The sequence below is a fragment of the Chitinophagales bacterium genome, assembly GCA_013816805.1.
Taxonomy (GTDB): Bacteria; Bacteroidota; Bacteroidia; order Chitinophagales; family UBA10324; genus MGR-bin340.
In genome coordinates this window covers 192048-210156 of sequence record JACDDS010000005.1, presented here as the reverse complement: position 1 = coordinate 210156, position 18109 = coordinate 192048, and the positions used below count along the sequence as shown (strand labels likewise).

Here is an 18109-nt window from a genome sequence, read left to right as displayed (position 1 = left end):
TATGGGAACCAAGCGGGATATATCATGGCGGATTGGGCTTTCCTATTTCTGCCTCCTGTTATTAAGTGCTGCAATTTTGTGGAAGGTATTCTATATACAGAACGTTGCAGGTAAATATTACCGTGCCCTTGCAGACAGTGTTACCACTAAATATTTGCCTGTGCTGGCAGAACGGGGAAATATTTATTCCGCAGATGGACGCCTGCTGGCTACATCATTGCCTGCTTTTGACATTAGAATGGATTTAAAGGCGGATGGATTAAGCAAAGATATTTTCAGGAAAAACATCGATTCGCTATCTCTATGTCTCTCGAAATTGTTCGGGGATAAATCGTATTTGGAATATAAAAAACAGTTGGTGTCCGCACGCTCCAGGGGCGACCGGTATTTCCTTCTCAAAAGATCGGTGAAGTATAATCAGTTACAATCGCTCAGATCGTTTCCGATTTTTAGATTGGGACAGTTTAAAGGTGGATTGATTACGGTACAACAAAGTAAGCGTGAATACCCTCTTAAGGAGTTGGCAAACCGGACCATTGGATATATGCGTGATGTATCGGTTAAACCAGTAGGCCTGGAGGGAACTTTTAATGGGGATCTTACCGGCGTTTACGGAAAACGGCTGGTGCAAAAAGTTTCAGGAGGGCAATTTATACCTATTAATGATGAAAATGAGATTGATCCTCAAAATGGAAAAGATGTAATTACAACCCTTGATGTCGATTTGCAGGATGCAGCTGAAAAGGCATTAGAACGCACTTTAATAGCCAATAATGCCGACCATGGCTGTGCCGTAGTGATGGAAGTAAAAACGGGTGCCATAAAGGCTATTGCAAATCTCGGGCGTGAAAGTAACGGATACTATATTGAAGATTATAATTATGCGGTAGGTGAAAGCCATGAACCCGGGTCCACCTTCAAGCTTGCATCTATGATTGCGCTGCTGGAAGATGGATACATAAATATTAAGGATACCGTAGACCTGGAGTCAGGCATTCATCAATACTGGAACCAGACAATGCGTGATGCAGAGCACCATAACCTGCGGCGGGTCACGATTGAATCTGCCTTCGAACATTCCTCGAATGTGGGAATTTCAAAATTGGTATATCAGTATTATAATGGCAACCCTGAAAAGTACTTACAGCATCTGAGGGATCTGGGTCTGAACAAAAAGCTTAACATTGAAATTCCCGGCGAACAGCAACCCTACATTAAAAATACTGAAGACAAAACATTTACCCGGTATTCGCTCCCCTGGATGTCAGTTGGTTATGAGCTGAAAGTATCTCCATTGCAGCTGCTCACACTTTATAATGCGGTAGCGAATAAGGGTATTATGATGAAACCCTACCTGGTACAGCAAATTCAGGAATACGGGCAACCGGTTAAATCATTCGAACCCCAGGTAATTAACCAAAAAATTTGTTCGGATAATACATTAAATTCTCTTAGAATTTTGCTGCAGTCTGTGGTCGATAGCGGAACCGCCAGGAACATAAAAACCATTGATTATTCTATAGCCGGAAAAACAGGAACCGCACAAATAGCAGATGACAAGCATGGATATCATCAAAGAATCTACCAGTCCTCTTTTGTAGGATACTTTCCGGCTGATCATCCTTTATACTCCTGTATAGTGGTTGTAAATGCTCCATCAAAAGGTATTTATTATGGAGCGTTGGTTGCAGCCCCGGTGTTTAAAGAATTATCTGATAAAATATACGCAACAGATCTTGATATAAATCCAGGGATAAGGAACATTCCAATTACTACGGGTACACCGGCCGTGAAAGCAGGATTTCAAACAGATATTCAGCAGGTGTCTCAATCTATAGGTTTATCAGGCAGCGCTGGTCCCGGTAAAGGAGATTTATTTGAAGCTTCTGTTAATATGGATGCACTCATTAGTAAAAATAAAATACGCTCAACGCCTCAGGTTCCGGATGTACGTGGTATGGGTTTGCGCGATGCTATATACCTACTCGAAAACTGCGGACTGCATGTGAATATAAACGGAACTGGTGCAGTATACACTCAAAGTTTGAACCCGGGAACATTGGCAGAAAAAGGAAAAGAGATTACGATAACTCTTAATGATTGAAAAAGCTTTCTGACATATTATATAAAGTACGGCTTCAAACCGTAGCAGGCCCAACTGATATTGATGTGAATGCCATAAGCTTCGATTCCAGGAAGATAAATAATGGATCCTTATTTATTGCTGCAAGAGGAGTGGCTGCAGATGGCCATCAATTCATTGAGTCAGCAATTGATATGGGAGCTGTGGCAATAGTTTCTGAAATTATTCCTGAAAAGACGAGGCCGGGAATTACCTATATAAAAGTTCAGAATAGTTCATTAGCACTGGCCATTATCGCTGAAAATTTTTATGAGAACCCCTCCGGGAAACTTAAGGTTATTGCCATAACAGGAACGAATGGAAAAACGACCATAGCAACATTGCTATATCACCTCTATTCAGGATTGCATTATAAATGCGGGTTGCTTTCTACAGTGGAAAACCGGATTGCAGAGGAAATAATTCCTGCAACCCATACTACTCCTGATGCAATTCAAATAAGTGAATTGATGCACCGCATGGTTAAAAACGGTTGCACCCATTGTTTTATGGAAGCCAGCTCACATGCTATTCATCAAAATCGTGTGGCGGGTTTAAAATTTACGGGGGCTGTTTACACAAATCTTTCCCACGATCATCTTGATTATCACAAAACGTTTCCTGAGTATCTGGAAGCTAAAAAGAAACTTTTTGATGCCTTATCTCCGCAGGCCTTTGCGTTAATAAATTCCGATGACAAGCGCGCGAATGTGATGGTTCAAAATTCGAAAGCGACAATATATACCTACGCTCTGAACTCACCTGCAGATTTTCATGCACGCATTCTGGAAACATCTTTTCATGGAATGGTTCTTCAGATTGAAGGGGAAGAAGTTTATACACCTCTTGTAGGGAATTTTAATGCATATAACCTCCTGGCTATTTACGGAACCAGTAAACTGCTTGGAGAGGAAAAAATTCCGGTGCTAACAGTAATAAGCAAGCTGCAACCCGCTGAGGGACGTTTTGATTATGTTTTAAGTGAGGCGAATAAGATCATGGCAATTGTGGATTATGCGCACACCCCGGATGCGCTCGAAAAAGTATTGATCACAATCAAAAATATACGAACCGGAAATGAGCAGGTGATCACGGTGGTGGGTTGTGGAGGCAACCGTGATGTAACAAAACGCCCTGCAATGGCGAAGGTAGCAAGTGAATTAAGTGATCAGATAATTCTTACTTCCGATAATCCCCGGGGAGAAGATCCGCATGTTATTCTGGACCAGATGAAGAGTGGGATTATACCTCAAAAAATAGGAAAAGTGCTTGCAATTTCTGATAGGAAAGAGGCTATCAGAACCGCAATATCCCTTGCAAAAAAGGGTGACATCATATTGCTGGCGGGAAAAGGTCATGAAAAGTATCAGGAGATTATGGGTGTAAAATATCCATTTGATGATAAGCAGGTGCTAAGGGAATCATTTAAACAAATGGGCAAATAGAAATGCTCTATTATTTGTTTCATTATCTGAATTTAAAGTACCATTTGCCCGGTGCGAATCTCTTCAATTATATCTCATTCAGGGCTCCGATGGCCGTCATTGTTTCCCTCTTGATTTCACTTGTTTATGGTAAAAATCTTGTCAGCTATTTACGCAGGAAGCAAATTGGTGAAACCGTTCGGGATCTCGGCTTGCAGGGTCAATCGGAGAAGCAGGGTACCCCCACCATGGGTGGTTTAATTATACTGGCAGCCATTCTTATTCCAACATTTCTCTTTACTAAGCTGGAAAATGTATATGTAATCATCATGGTTATAACTACTATCTGGCTTGGTTTCATTGGTTTCCTGGATGACTACATCAAAGTGTTTAAAAAAAATAAACATGGACTGGCCGCTAAATTTAAGGTAGTAGGGCAAATCGTTTTAGGAATTATCGTTGGCTCTATTCTTTATTTCAACCATAATGTTGTTGTTAGAAGAGAACTGGTCAGCAGTAATGTGGCGGTACCTCTTGTAATGGCCGATTCCTTACAAGTACAACAAGTTGCTTCGAGGTATGTAGATGCCAGGCTTCCAATAACTACTATTCCTTTTGTAAAAAACCACGAGTTCAATTACTCAAGACTCATTGCGTGGATGGGGGATGATTATCCGGATTGTACCTGGATCATTTATATTCTCATTGTTATATTCATCATCACTGCTGTATCTAATGGCGCCAATATAACTGACGGAATTGACGGATTAGCTACTGGTACTTCTGCAATCATAGGTGCCGTGCTTGGAGTTTTTGCTTATGTATCCGGCAATATTCTCACAGCAGGTTATTTAAATATTATGTACATCCCCAGCACAGGTGAGCTGCTAGTGTTTGCCTCGGCATTCATTGGAGCGTGCATTGGATTTCTGTGGTACAATTCATATCCGGCACAGGTATTTATGGGCGATACTGGTTCACTTGCTCTCGGGGGAATTATTGCAACTATGGCAATTGTTGTAAGAAAAGAATTACTGATACCCATCCTATGCGGCATTTTTTTAATAGAAAGCTTTTCGGTTATCCTGCAGGTGGCCTACTTCAAATACACCCGTAGAAAATATGGAGAGGGCAGGCGAATTTTTAAAATGGCTCCCTTACATCATCACTATCAAAAATTGGGATATTCAGAGCCAAAGATTGTAACACGGTTTTGGATAGTAGGAATTTTTCTTGCAGTGCTTACCATAGTAACGTTAAAAATAAGATAGCGAAATGGAACAGAATGCAATTAAAATCCGGAACTAAATAATCAATAAGAATGAAGAAAATTACAATCCTCGGGGCAGCAGAAAGTGGGGTAGGAGCAGCCTTACTTGCGCAACAGCAGGGTTATGATGTCTTTGTTTCCGATAAAGGAATAATAAAAGAAAAATTCAGGAAGATTTTGATAGAAAATCAAATTCCATTTGAAGAACATCAACACACCGAAGCCGGGATACTCCATTCGAATGAAATAATAAAAAGCCCGGGTATTTCTGAGAAAGAGCAAATAATGCAATCGGTCCGCTTAAATAATATTCCCGTCATCTCTGAAATTGAATTTGCATCCCGTTATACCAGATCAATTATCGTTGCTGTTACAGGTACAAATGGAAAATCAACCACCACCTCGCTCATCTACCATATCCTCAAGAAAGCAGGTTTAGATGTTTCACTGGTAGGGAACATTGGAAAAAGCTTTGCAAAGCAGGTTGCAGAACGGGATACACCTTACTATGTGGCTGAGATAAGCAGCTTTCAGCTCGATGATTGTTATGATTTTAAACCTGATATCGCCGTTCTCACCAATCTTAGTGATAATCACCTTGACCGCTATCATTATCAGTTCACAGAATATGCAGATGCAAAACTTCGCATTGCGCAAAAACAAACAGCGAATGATTATTTCATTTACTGCTTTGATGATGCAGCTACTAAGGAAGCGCTTAGCCGCCATTCCATCTTTTCACAAAAAGTCAGCTTTTCACAGGAGATAGAAATCTTACAGGGAGCCTGCCTAGACAATGACAACAACATCATTTTCACACTAAAAAATAAATCATTTAGTATGTCTCTTTTCCACCTCGGATTACACGGAAAGCACAACTTATACAACTCCATGGCAGCAGGCATTGCAGCTCAGGCATTGGATATTCGGAAAGAAATTATCAGGGAGTCACTTTCAGATTTCCAGGCTTTGGAACACCGCCTCGAATGGATATCAGATGTTCATGAAATTGAGTTCATTAATGATTCAAAAGCTACGAATGTAAATTCAGCATGGTATGCTATAGAAAGTATTGCAAAGCCAATTATTTGGATTGTGGGTGGCGTAGATAAAGGAAACGACTATTCACTGCTTACCGACCTGGTAAGAAAAAAAGTGAAAGCAATTGTTTGTCTTGGATTGGATAACCGTAAAATTCACGAGGCTTTCGCCCGGTCAGTAGATTTAATTGCAAATACGGAAAGTATGGTGGATGCCGTAAATACAGCATACCGCCTTGCATCAAATGGCGATTGTGTGTTGCTCTCACCTGCATGTGCCAGCTTCGATCTCTTTGAAAACTTCGAGGATCGGGGAAGGCAGTTTAAAGAAGCAGTAAGATCATTATAAACAAAAATGAAACGTTGTTAAATAAATAAGGAATGTCTGCTATTACAACTCCGGTGGAAAAAATTTTCGAACGTACCAAAGGGGACAGGTATATCTGGCTGATCGTTATTTTTTTATCTATTATTTCTATGCTCGCCGTGTACAGCTCTACCGGATCTCTTGCTTTTAAATACCAGGGTGGCAATATGCAGTATTATATGTTTAAACAATGTGGCATGATACTCTTTGGCCTGCTTCTCATGTTTCTTGCACACACTGTTAATTATAAATACTATTCACGGATTGCTCAATTACTGCTTTACATTTCTGTACCGCTTCTTTTACTTACTCTGTTATTTGGAGTGGATATTAATGATGCAAGAAGATGGCTAACCATTCCGGTTGTGAATGTTTCATTTCAAACGTCTGATCTCGCAAAATTAGCTCTCATAATGTATCTCGCCCGTGCCTTGGCCAAAAACCAGGGAACGATCAAAGATTTTAAAACCGGTTTTCTTCCTGTAATGATCCCACCGATGATTATCTGTGGTCTTATTGCTCCGTCTAATCTTTCAACCGCAGCCATCCTTTTTGCAACCTGCTTGCTCCTGATGTTTATTGGGAGAGTAAACATGAAATATATTATGGTTATGCTGCTTGCAGGTATTGTGCTGCTTGGGATCATCGTATTGATTGCAACTTTTACTTCCTTTCATACAAGAATAGATACCTGGATAAGCCGCCTACAGGATTTCTTTGGAAAAAATGATGAAGCGTACCAGGTTCAGCAATCAAAAATTGCAATTGCCAAGGGGAAAATTTTTGGAGTAGGTCCTGGTAACAGTACACAAAGAAATTTTTTACCCAGCCCATATTCTGATTTCATATATGCCATTATTGTGGAAGAATATGGATTTATCGGTGCAGCCGCTTTAATTTTCTTTTACCTCTTTTTTCTTTTAAGATGCATAAAAATTTTTGTTAAAAGTCCGGGGGCCTTTGGAGCATTGCTGGCAGTTGGGCTCAGCTTTAGTATGGTAGTGCAGGCATTAATAAACATGGCAGTAGTAGTTAATTTATTGCCGACAACAGGGGTCACACTTCCTCTGGTGAGCATGGGTGGAACATCCTTATGGTTTACAAGCATTGCCATTGGGATTATTCTTAGTGTGAGCAGAAATGTAGAACAGGAAAATGAAGAAGATAATGCAGAGGCCGCTTAAAGTGATCATCACTGGCGGTGGCACAGGTGGTCACATTTTTCCTGCAATTGCTATTGCAAATGCAATAAAAAAAGGTGAGCCCTCGGCAGAAATTTTATTTATCGGGGCACTTGGGAAAATGGAAATGGAGAAGATACCGAAAGCTGGTTACCCGATTCAGGGATTGCCTATAGCAGGATTGCAAAGAAGGTGGACATGGAAAAATCTTTTATTACCATTTAAACTGATTGATAGTTTGAATAAGGCTCGAACGATAATTAATAATTTTTCACCCCAGGCAGTGATAGGCGTGGGTGGCTATGCAAGCGCTCCTGTTGTGTTTGTTGCGACAGTACTTGGAATTCCCTCTTTAATTCAGGAACAGAATTCATATGCCGGAATCACTAATAAGCTTCTGGGAAAAAGAGTGCAAAAGATTTGTGTTGCGTTTGAAGGGATGGAACAATTTTTTCCAATGGATAAAATTGTTTTTACAGGAAATCCCGTCCGGGAAGACATTTTGCATCTGGAAGGAAATCGTGAAAAAGCATATCAGTTTTTTGGTCTGAACAAAGAGAGAGAAACAATTCTTGTAATAGGAGGAAGCCTTGGCGCAAGAACTATAAATGAAACAGTTCGTTCGGGGCTTAGCGAAATAATGAGTACAGGTCTGCAGCTAATCTGGCAAACCGGAAAAGGATATTATAACGTAAACGCAGAAGCCGCATTGCAATATCCGGGGCAGGTTAAAGTATATGAATTTATTGATCGAATGGATCTGGCATATGCGGTGGCCGATGTTGTAATCTCCCGGGCAGGAGCTATTTCGATTGCTGAGCTAAGTGTTGCGAAAAAGGCATGCGTGCTTGTGCCTTCACCGAACGTTGCTGAAGATCATCAGACTAAAAATGCGATAGCTCTTCAAAAGAACGAAGCAGCTATAATGGTTAAAGATTCAGAAGCTAAAACAAGACTGGTGAATGCCGCATTACAACTGATAAAGGATAAGACCTTACGGGAAAGGCTTCAGAACAATATAAACCGCTTTGCAAGACCGCATGCAGATGAAGACATTGCCCGTGAAGTGTTTAAAATGGTGAATATTAATAAAGAGATTAATGCAGAAACAATAAACGATCAATAGTGGATCTTGATAAAATTGACAGCATATATTTTATTGGTATTGGAGGCATAGGGATGAGTGGCCTTGCCAGGTATTTTCATTTAAACGGAAAAAAAATTTCCGGTTATGATAAAACACCTTCCGCTTTAACCGATGAATTAATACAGGAAGGTATTTCGGTTCATTTTGAAGAAGATATTGACCTGATTCCTAAAGACGCAAACCTTATTATATATACACCGGCAATTACTTCTGATCATGAAGAGCTCGCTTACTACAGAGAACACCATTATCATGTTATCAAAAGGGCTGACTTGCTGCAAGAGCTAACAAAAAATTCATTTACGATAGCTATAGCCGGTACTCATGGAAAGACCACCACCACTACTATGATAGCCCATATTTTAAAATCATCGGGATACGATTGCACGGCATTTCTGGGTGGTATTGCTGTTAACTACAACTCCAACTTTTTGGCGGGAAAAAATAAAACGATAGTTGTTGAAGCCGATGAGTTTGACAGATCTTTTTTAAAGCTATGCCCTGATATCGCTGTCATCACGTCCTGTGATCCTGACCATCTGGATATCTACGGATCGAAGGATGAAGTGGTAAGAGCATATGGAGAGTTTGCCACACTGGTAAAACCCGCAGGCTTTCTTATCACAAAAAGAAATTTGCCTTTCCTGAAATTTATGGACAGCACTGCAACCATTTTTTATTATTCCAATGAACCTGGTGTTGTACAGCGTTCCGCAAAGAATGAAGATCGATCGGCTGATTACTATAGCGTTAACGGCAGGATTGAAGAAGGGACTTATATCTTCGATTTCAAAAGCGCTTCTGCCGAAATAACAAATATTCACCTTGCAATTGCAGGAAGGCACAATGTGGAGAATGCTATTGCTGCCATTGCAGTTGCCTTACAACTTAAAATACCCGTTGAGGAAATCAGGCAGGCACTGAATACATTTCAGGGTGTCATTCGGCGGTTTCAGTTTATAATAACGGAAGGAAAAACCATTTTCATTGACGATTATGCGCACCATCCTGAAGAAATTAAAGCAATTCTGAAATCAGTAAGAGAGATTTTTACCTCGGAAAAGATCACTTGTATTTTCCAGCCTCATCTATTTACACGTACCCTTGATTTTGCTGATGATTTTGGCGAAGCGCTTTCGCTTGCAGATGAGGTGATCCTCTTACCTATCTATGCTGCAAGAGAATTTCCAATTGACGGGGTAAGCTCAGATATGCTTCTTGATAAAATTTCTGCAGGAAGTAAGATCGTTTGTGAGAAACAGAATTTACTAAATGAATTAAGAAAAAGAAATTTAGAAGTGGTAATTACCCTTGGTGCCGGAGATATCGACCAGATGATTCCTGACATCAAAAACTATTTGCAACAAGGAGCAGCACAGCAGCCATGAATCTTATGAGAAAATTTTGGCCGAAAATACGAACAGTTCTTACTACAGTTGCCTGGATCATTTGCGGCTGTGGAGTGATGATTTTAAGCGGTGCAGCCTTGCTTAGGCAACAAAATTTAAAATTAAAAACGATTACTGTAAATGTGGATCAAAGTGATGGCATGCTATTCGTAAATCCCAATGATATCCTTCAAATTTTGAAAGATCATCGGGTGAATATTGAATCAGCTTCCCTTGATCAATTGAACTATCAAAATCTGGAACGCACCATTCAGTCTAACCCATGGGTAAAACATGCAGAACTTTTTGTGAATACTTCCGGAAATCTGGATGTTAACGTTACACAGCGCAAGCCTGTATTACGTGTTATCAACAATCAGGGTGTGAGTTATTACATTGATGATCATTCGATGAAGATGCCGGTCTCGAATAACTTTACAGCGAGAGTGCCTGTAGCAACAGGATGTATTTTTTCAGGCCCGGAAAATCATAACACCATCGATTCAGTGACTGAACAAAAACTATTCATTCTGGCATGTTATGTTCAAAGTGATTCTTTTCTCTCTTCACTAACGGAACAAATAGTAGTTAACACTCAAAAAGAATTCGAATTAATTCCGCTGCTGGGCAATCAAACTATTTTAATTGGCGACACAGATTCTCTGCAGCAAAAATTTAATAAGCTTAAAATTTTTTATAAAGAGGGAATGGACAGACTGGGCTGGCCGGATTATAAAACCATCAATTTAAAATATACAAATGAAGTGTTTTGTGAAAAACGGGATCCTGTCAAAACCGGTACTTTCTTAGCGCAACGTGATTCCACTAAATCTAACAGACCAACTCCATAACATAAACTGAAAATATGAATTCTGAATTTATTGTAGGACTTGACATAGGCACCACAAAAATTTGTGTAATTGTGGCGCGGCGAAATGATTATGGAAAAATAGAAATTGTTGGTTTAGGAAGATCCGAATCATTGGGAGTATCCCGTGGTGTAGTTGCTAACATTGATAAAACGGTGGATGCCATTGCACGGGCTGTGAAGGAGGCCGAAGAAAGTTCTGGTGTAGAAATCCGGAATGTGTATGTGGGAATTGCAGGACAGCATATAAAAAGTCTTCAGCATCGGGGCATACTGGTGCGGGACAATCTCGATACTGAAATCTGCAAAGAAGATATTCGGAAACTGACCGAGGATATGAAGAGGCTTGTAGTAAATCCCGGGGATCGTATCATTCACGTATTACCGCAGGAATATATTGTGGACAATGAGATGGGAATTAAAGATCCTGTGGGCATGTCAGGCATTCGTCTGGAGGCCAATTTTCACATTATAACAGGACAAATCAGTGCTGCGCAAAATATAAAGAAGTGTGTGGAAAAAGCAGGCCTTCACATGGTGGATATGATTTTGGAGCCGCTTGCCTCAGCCTCCGCAGTGTTAAGCGAGGAAGAAAAAGAAGCGGGTGTGGCATTAGTTGATATAGGAGGTGGAACTTCAGACATAGCAATTTTTCAGGATGGTATTATTCGCCATACTTATGTAATTCCATTTGGCGGCAATAGCATAACTGAAGACATCAAAGAAGGATGCATGGTAATGAAAAACCAGGCGGAGATTTTAAAGTGCCGTTTTGGAAGTGCAATTTCCGACGCTTCTATGGATAACCAGATTGTTTCTATTCCCGGGTTAAGGGGTCGTGATCCGAAAGAAATTTCGGTCCGCAATCTTTCCAATATCATTAACGCCCGTATGGAGGAAATTCTGGAACACGTTGATTCGGAAATTAATATTTCGGGATATAAAAATAAATTGATTGCAGGAGTAGTGGTTACCGGCGGAGGAGCACATCTGAAAAACCTCGTGCAGCTTGTTGAATATATAACAGGACTCGATGCGCGGATAGGTTTACCGATTGAACACCTTGCACCGCTCAAGCTCGATGTAGTTAAGCATCCCATGTATTCAACAGGTGTAGGCTTAATATTGAAAGGATTTGAAGACTTTGATTACCGTCATGAAAAATCTGCCCTCGAGGCAGCGCTGCATCCGCAGCCTGACGAAGTGGAATTACAACATGAAAAAAGGGGCTTTGTCGGTAGAATTTTTGCAAAGGCGAAAGATTTTTTTATAGATGACATTGATGAAGATTTTAAATAGCCGCTGGTCGGGTAAATCTGTCAATTCAAACAAAAGCATTAAACCATATACATTAACTTAAACTTTCTCTCATGAGTATTCAATTTGATTTGCCCCGCGAACAATCGTCGATTATAAAAGTGATTGGTGTAGGAGGTGGAGGGGGAAACGCCGTAAACCATATGTTTCGGCAAGGCATTGTAGGAGTAAATTTTGTAGTGGCTAATACAGATAAGCAAGCTCTGGAAATGAGCCCTGTTCCTAATAAAATTCAGCTTGGTCTTAACCTTACTGAAGGCCGGGGCGCAGGTATGAATCCTGAGGTGGGAAAGCGTGCTGCTATGGAATCAACCGATGAGATAAAGGCTTTTTTGGAACCTAATACAAAGATGCTTTTTATTACAGCAGGAATGGGCAAAGGAACTGGAACGGGTGCAGCGCCAGTGATTGCTAAGGTGGCAAAAGAGCTGGGAATATTAAGCGTAGGGTTAATTACCAGTCCATTTTCAGCAGAAGGACCGCGCCGGTTTCAACAGGCGCAGGATGGAATTGCGGAAATGAAAAATCATGTAGACACACTGCTGGTAATTTCTAATGATAAGCTCCGCGAAATACATGGTAATCTTACTTTAAGCGCTGCATTTTCTCAGGCCGATAATATATTGTCCAATGCTGCTAAGAGTATTGCAGAAATCATCACAGTGCCCGGATACGTGAATGTGGATTTTGAAGATGTGAATACGGTAATGCGTACCAGTGGGGTGGCTATAATGGGCATGGCAGCGTTTGATGGCGAACGGCGTGCAATACAGGCAGTAGAGGCCGCTTTAAATTCTCCTCTCCTGAATGATAATGACATTAAGGGAGCAAAAAATATTCTTGTCAATATCACCTCCGGTACTATTGAAGTTACACTCGATGAAGTGTCAGAAATAACAGAATATATTCAGCGTGAAGCAGGCTATGAGACAAACATTATATGGGGAAATTGCTTTAATGAAAGCATGGGTGAAAAACTTAGTGTAACCGTTATTGCTACTGGTTTTGAAACACATGGGGCGCAGCGTAAAGATTTATCAAAAAAAGATCGCATCCGCTTTACTCTTGACGAGTCAGTGTCTAAAGCGCCTGTTCCTGAAAAAGCCGAGCCCGAAATAAAGGAGGAGCATATTTCGGTTAGAAATATAAAATTACAGCCACTGGAAAACACAGAACCTAAAGAAGAAGCAGAGGTTATTAATTACCAGCTTCCGTTCACATTTGATCTTACCCCGGCAGAAAATATAAATAAAGAAAATGAAGAAGAAGCGTTTGGCCAGGAGGAAAAACCTTCGGAAGATTTTGTCCTGAAAGAAAAATCAGGAATGCAGTTTATTCAGAAACAGCAAACATCGCAATCGGAAAATCCGGATATTTCACGCAGTGCAGCAAAAGATCGCATTAGCAAATTAAGAGGGCTCAGCATGAAACTGCAGAACCCGTCTGCAATGAATGAAATGGAAAAGGAGCCTGCCTATTTGAGGAGGGGAATTAATTTAAAAGATGTAGAACCCTCAAATGAATCTAATCTATCACCATACTATGTTGAACAATCAGAAGATAAGCTACCGGCTTTGAAAAAGAATAACGGTTTTCTGCATGGAAATGACAGGGTAGATTAATAGTATAATGAATCCATTTCTGAGCATACCTAAAGAAACAGAGCTTCCTCCTTTGGTTTAGTACTGCTATGGTCTTACCTTCAATAATTGCTGAATTCTTCCATCAGTTTTTGTAAAAAGGCTTTGCCGTTGTTAAATTCTGAGACGCTAATAGAATTATTGTTCCCGACTGGGTGATAGGTAATTGACTTGTTATCAAATCGCATGGTGATGGCATCTTTGTCCCGCATCCATCCGAACCCTGAATCATAACAATAATAGGCAAAATCATTTCTGTAAGGGTTTAACAGATTATTGCTCCATTCAAAATTAGAAGAAGCTATTTGAAGCTGCGATAATAAGGTAGCTGCTATATCCAGCTGCATTCCAAGCATCCGCAACTGCTTCCCCTGGTATTCCGGCTTTAAAACATCGCCGAACAGTATAAACGGTATGTGAAACCTGCCCGGCTCATCCAGTTCACGGTTGCGCGGTAATCTGTGGCCGTGATCCGCTACTAAAATGAATAATGTGTTTTTATACCATTCGGTATTTTTAATTGAACGAAAATAATTTCCCAGACATTGATCCGTATAATAGCAGGCACTTTTGAAAAGTGCCGGTTCGCTCTTCCCCGGGAATTTTGAAGGAATAGGAATAAAGAAAGGCTCATGGCTGCTTAATGAAAGCACTATTGAAAAAAATGGTTGCTGTTCAATATTCATTTCAGCTGCCTGTTTCTCAAAAACATATTGATCATGGGCGCCCCACTTGGCACTCATCTGGCTTAAAGTAAAAGATGATTTATCTACAATCTTTTCAATTCCTGCATCAATCAGGTAGGTCTTCATATTCGCGAAACCTGATTCTCCGCCATAGTAAAAAGAAGTATGATATCCTATGCTATCCAAAATTTTCGGAATGAAAGAAAGATGTTGCAGCTTTTCCGTTTGAGTTATGATTGTGAAATCAGGCTGAGTAGGAAAGGCACTCAGATAACTAACAAGGCCCTGATCGGTACGAAAGCCCTGGGAATAAATATTGTTAAATAATAACCCATGCTGAATGATTGTGTCCATATTAGGAGTTACCCCTGTATCACCACCCAAAGATTGAATTACATCTGCAGTAAAGCTTTCCAGAATGATCCAGACAATATTTGGCCGGTTATTGGTCAGAACCGAAATAGTAGAATCGTTTTGTGTGTTATATAAAGAATTTATTTTCTGTTCCACATCTAAGGAGGAAAAATAGTGGTAACGGTTTTCCTCTGATGATTTTCCATATTGCAAAAAGTTTTTGCTGGTATACCAGAATGTATTTACCGCTGCATCATTTAAGATTTGATGTCTTGAAAAGTATGAACTGCTTTCATTAATCGGAATCAACTGCCAGCCGCCTCTGACTCCAAGGAATAAAACAGGCAAAAGCAGCAGGTAAACAGAAATTGCCGTAATTTTTTTTGTTAAATTTTCAGCTGAAGTAAATCTTTCATTTTGAAAAAAATATTTATACAGTTTCCAGCCCGCAACCATTAGCGCCAAAAAGATCAGTCCTGATAGAATAATAAATGTCCAATCTGTAAACTCAATGGCATCGCTCATTTGTTTCAGATAGGCAAAGGCACGGGCATTTGCTTTGGTAGCCCAATCCCGGTAGATTCCTATATCAAACAAACATAGAAATGCCAGCCAGGCCAGTATGATTGTCGAATAAATAGTGAGCAATTTGCCAGCGAATGAGAACCGAAAAAGTTGCTGAGTAATCAGAATTAAAAGAGGAATAACAATTAAATAGCTGGAAGCAGAAAAGTCGAGCCGCAATCCGTTCCAGAAGCTCAGCATTACTTCAATAAGCGGTACATCAGCAAATTTTTGATGAAAGAAAATAATGAATGTTCCCCGATTTATAAAAAAAATCAAAAGCCAGAATAAGTAAAACTTTATAAACTGTAATAAGATTTTTTTAATATCAGCCGACATTATAAATTGATAGCAAATAATGAGTAAAATTAAGAGAACTACCAACGCTAATTCCGATTATGATTTTTGCTGTTGATTTACTGTGAGAATCCTTAATGCATTTAAGATATTATGCATAATAAACTTGCACAACCAAAATTTTTATTCCTGTTGTTTATGAATCAATTTGCCTTTGCCCAAAGTAAGCTATTGGATCACCTTGGAATAACAGTAACCCCTTTAGAAAATCGGGAATTTTCCTATACAGATAAGCAATCTGCATATTTCTATGGTAGAACTCATAAACAGGTAAATGATGATTGGTTTTCAGGTTGGAATATTGGTACCCATCGGATTTTCCAGGACTATGAGCTATATATTGATGGCAAGCCGCTACAGCGCGCTGAAGCCCAGATAACGGTATATCCTGACAGATTACAACGTTATTTTCCTGATGCGGAAGAAACATTTATGATGTTCGATAATAAGCATGTTCTCTCTATCGAATTAGCGAATTTGAGAGGAAATTCAATAGGTCTTTCTATAGAAGGATACTTATCAGGCTTTCTATACACGGAAGAAAACATGGCCTTTTATATTCCAAAAGAAGCTCCAACCGCAGTACTGGTTATTGCGCCAATTCATCCAGCTCCATTGAAGGAGATCAATAATTACCTTGAGAGTAATGAAACTTCCGGAGGTTTTTTTATTGTATATGCTGAAAGCGTTAAAAGTGCCAAGCACCTTATTATTCACGCAAGAAATAATTACACTGATTGGAAAGAAGAAAGGCGGCTGCGAATGGAGCACCTTATTGCCGGCTCTTTTACATCCAGCGATTCATCCACTGATAAAGCGTTACAATGGATTACGTTAACACTGGATCAATTAATAACCCACCAGAGCGGTGATGGTATTTATGCCGGGCTGCCATGGTTTAACGATTATTGGGGCAGGGATACTTTTATCTCTCTCGCGGGTGCTTGTCTTGTAACGGGTCAATTTAAAACTGCCCGAAAAATTTTAACTGCCTTTGCTCATTTCCAAAATTCAGATTCACTTAGCAAAAATTTTGGCAGAGTACCCAACCGCATTAGACCCGATGACGTAATTTATAATACTACTGATGGAACGCCCCGCTTTGTAATGGCGCTGTATGAATACGTGATGTATTCCGGTGATACTTCTTTGATAAAAGAACTGTATCCCGTTATTCAGCGGTCAATTGAAGGACCGTTAAAATACTGGGTTGACATACAAGGATATTTGACTCATGAGGAGGCCGACACCTGGATGGATGCCAAAATAGATGGTAAAGTACCCTATTCACCACGAGGTAACCGCGCCAATGATGTACAGTGGTTATGGTATGAAAACTTAATAAAAGGGAGCTTTTTTGCCCGTTTTATGAAACAGGAAACTGATGCAGAGCGATGGAAAGTAATGGCCCAAAATTTACAATTCCATTTTATAAATGACTTTATTAATAGTACAGGAAATGAATTGATGGCAGATCATCTTCACGCTGATGGATCACCCGATTTTACGGTGCGGCCTAATCAGTTTTTCGCAATGGCTTTAATAAACGATAGGTCATTAAGGATGCAATTGACGAGGAAAACGTGGGAAGCTTTGGTGTATCCGTGGGGTGTTGCTTCTCTTGCTCAAACAGATTCCAACTTCCATCCTTTCCATGAATATCCTGAATATTACCCTAAGGATGAAGCTTATCACAATGGTACTGTTTGGGTGTGGAATAATGGCATTGCAATACAACGATTATTAGAGTTTGAGCAAATAGCCCCATCATGGAATCTGTTTCAGGGAATGACCCGGCAGGCTTTAATGACCGGTGCTGTTGGCAGCCTCAGTGAGAATATGGATGCCTTACCAGGAGCAGGATCAGCATGGGCAAATAAATCCGGAACCTTCTTGCAGGCATGGTCGAATGCAGAATATCTGCGTGTTTGGAACCAGTATTTTCTTGGTATTCGTCCCAATGCTATAGAGAAGAAAATTGAAATTACACCATTAATTCCTGCAACTTTTTCCAGTTTTCAAAGCATTGTTTCTTTTATGGACGGAAGGTTAGAAAGTGATTATATAAAACAGGAAAATAAAACCACGTATCAATATCAATTAATTGATGCAAGCGCAGTAATTGTCTTTAAACTGCCTGATTTTCCAAGTGTAGAAACTTCCGTTGCTACAAATGACAAATTGGAAATTGTGCTCTATTCAAAAATTCTATCCATTACGTTAAAAGGGATGGAAGGAAATATTAAACTGGAAAAAAGAATAGCGGAAGACTTAAATGAAGTGACAAGAGAAAAAGACACAGATCGCATTTTTCAGGGAATCCATTTTACACAACCTTACCTGAATCCTGGGTTAAAGTGTTTACAGAAATCGCAAAAATAGCA

The 18109-nt window shown here is 39.9% G+C and carries 12 protein-coding genes; 11 read left to right on the top strand and 1 reads right to left on the bottom strand.

The genetic code is table 11. The features are described 5' to 3' along the window. Position 1: 1 nt before the first annotated feature. The 10 genes from H0W62_06010 to ftsZ all read left to right on the top strand — a co-directional run bounded on the left by H0W62_06010 (position 2) and on the right by ftsZ (position 13746). Entirely contained in the window at positions 2-2104 is a 2103-nt protein-coding gene (locus H0W62_06010) for a transpeptidase family protein (GenBank protein MBA3648093.1), read from the top strand. Continuing rightward, positions 2101-3567, top strand: coding sequence for a UDP-N-acetylmuramoyl-L-alanyl-D-glutamate--2,6-diaminopimelate ligase (locus tag H0W62_06005; GenBank protein MBA3648092.1), 1467 nt, complete (start codon positions 2101-2103; stop codon positions 3565-3567). Before H0W62_06010 ends, H0W62_06005 begins: the two co-directional genes overlap by 4 nt. 2 nt (positions 3568-3569) lie before the next feature. Beyond that, positions 3570-4817 carry a phospho-N-acetylmuramoyl-pentapeptide-transferase gene (locus H0W62_06000; protein MBA3648091.1) on the top strand — a complete coding sequence of 416 codons (1248 nt, stop codon included), beginning with the start codon at positions 3570-3572 and terminating at the stop codon, positions 4815-4817. A 50-nt stretch (positions 4818-4867) separates the two neighbouring features. After that, a complete protein-coding gene (gene murD, locus H0W62_05995; protein MBA3648090.1) occupies positions 4868-6205 on the top strand; it encodes a UDP-N-acetylmuramoyl-L-alanine--D-glutamate ligase in 1338 nt (445 codons plus the stop codon). A gap of 53 nt (positions 6206-6258) precedes the next feature. Next, positions 6259-7407: an FtsW/RodA/SpoVE family cell cycle protein gene (locus H0W62_05990; protein MBA3648089.1), complete on the top strand. Its 1149-nt coding sequence runs from the start codon at positions 6259-6261 to the stop codon at positions 7405-7407. Next, on the top strand, positions 7379-8530 hold the full coding sequence (murG, locus tag H0W62_05985; GenBank protein ID MBA3648088.1) for an undecaprenyldiphospho-muramoylpentapeptide beta-N-acetylglucosaminyltransferase: 1152 nt from the start codon (positions 7379-7381) through the stop codon (positions 8528-8530). The genes H0W62_05990 and murG overlap by 29 nt, the downstream gene beginning before the upstream one ends. Further along, positions 8530-9939, top strand: coding sequence for a UDP-N-acetylmuramate--L-alanine ligase (locus H0W62_05980; protein MBA3648087.1), 1410 nt, complete (start codon positions 8530-8532; stop codon positions 9937-9939). Before murG ends, H0W62_05980 begins: the two co-directional genes overlap by 1 nt. 5 nt (positions 9940-9944) lie before the next feature. Continuing rightward, positions 9945-10790 (top strand): hypothetical protein, encoded by an 846-nt coding sequence (locus H0W62_05975; protein ID MBA3648086.1) that lies wholly within the window; start codon positions 9945-9947, stop codon positions 10788-10790. Positions 10791-10804: 14 nt separating this feature from the next. Continuing rightward, complete coding sequence (ftsA, locus tag H0W62_05970; GenBank protein MBA3648085.1) at positions 10805-12106, top strand: cell division protein FtsA; 1302 nt, start codon at positions 10805-10807, stop codon at positions 12104-12106. A gap of 77 nt (positions 12107-12183) precedes the next feature. Continuing rightward, positions 12184-13746 (top strand): cell division protein FtsZ, encoded by a 1563-nt coding sequence (ftsZ, locus tag H0W62_05965; GenBank protein ID MBA3648084.1) that lies wholly within the window; start codon positions 12184-12186, stop codon positions 13744-13746. Between the two features lie 80 nt (positions 13747-13826). On the opposite strand, the gene H0W62_05960 is transcribed toward ftsZ, so the two are convergent. Beyond that, positions 13827-15647 (bottom strand): LTA synthase family protein, encoded by a 1821-nt coding sequence (locus H0W62_05960; GenBank protein MBA3648083.1) that lies wholly within the window; start codon positions 15645-15647, stop codon positions 13827-13829. Between the two features lie 216 nt (positions 15648-15863). Here H0W62_05960 and H0W62_05955 point away from each other — a divergent pair, with 216 nt between their 5' ends. Then, positions 15864-18107 (top strand): hypothetical protein, encoded by a 2244-nt coding sequence (locus H0W62_05955; protein MBA3648082.1) that lies wholly within the window; start codon positions 15864-15866, stop codon positions 18105-18107. Positions 18108-18109: the final 2 nt, after the last annotated feature.

Coding starts and splice junctions, on each gene's coding strand:
- H0W62_06010 (MBA3648093.1), top strand. CDS start 2: ATGGGAACCAAGCGGGATATATCATGGCGGATTGGGCTTTCCTATTTC.
- H0W62_06000 (MBA3648091.1), top strand. CDS start 3,570: ATGCTCTATTATTTGTTTCATTATCTGAATTTAAAGTACCATTTGCCC.
- murD (MBA3648090.1), top strand. CDS start 4,868: ATGAAGAAAATTACAATCCTCGGGGCAGCAGAAAGTGGGGTAGGAGCA.
- murG (MBA3648088.1), top strand. CDS start 7,379: ATGAAGAAGATAATGCAGAGGCCGCTTAAAGTGATCATCACTGGCGGT.
- H0W62_05975 (MBA3648086.1), top strand. CDS start 9,945: ATGAGAAAATTTTGGCCGAAAATACGAACAGTTCTTACTACAGTTGCC.
- ftsA (MBA3648085.1), top strand. CDS start 10,805: ATGAATTCTGAATTTATTGTAGGACTTGACATAGGCACCACAAAAATT.
- H0W62_05955 (MBA3648082.1), top strand. CDS start 15,864: ATGAATCAATTTGCCTTTGCCCAAAGTAAGCTATTGGATCACCTTGGA.